Here is a 394-nt window from a genome sequence, read left to right on the forward strand (position 1 = left end):
TGGAATAGGAATATCTTTTTCTGTAACTACGTATGCACATAAATACTTTTCCCCAGCTTCATCTTCTTGCTCTATTACTACGGCCGTTTTGATTGTCTCATATTTTAACAAACTCGCTTCTATCTCACCTAGTTCTATTCGATATCCCCTTATTTTTACTTGATGATCGACTCGGCCCAAATATTCAATGTTACCATCAGGTAGCCACCTTGCTATATCCCCTGTTTTATATAGTTTCTCACCTCGTTCAAATGGATGATCAATAAATTTATCTGCTGTTAATTCTTTTCGATTGATGTATCCTCTAGCTAACCCTATACCAGAGATACATATTTCACCTGGAACACCTATAGGTTGTATCCTATGAAATGAATCCAATATATAAATTTTAGTA

1 pseudogene is annotated in these 394 nt (G+C 35.0%); it reads right to left on the bottom strand.

Features of this window, described 5'->3' with window-relative positions:
• A pseudogene (locus HMPREF2590_RS12560) lies at nt 1-394 on the bottom strand (hypothetical protein); the annotation flags it as partial.

This window comes from Bacillus sp. HMSC036E02, assembly GCF_001836235.1.
In the GTDB taxonomy this organism is placed as follows: Bacteria; Bacillota; Bacilli; order Bacillales; family Bacillaceae_G; genus Bacillus_A; species Bacillus_A cereus.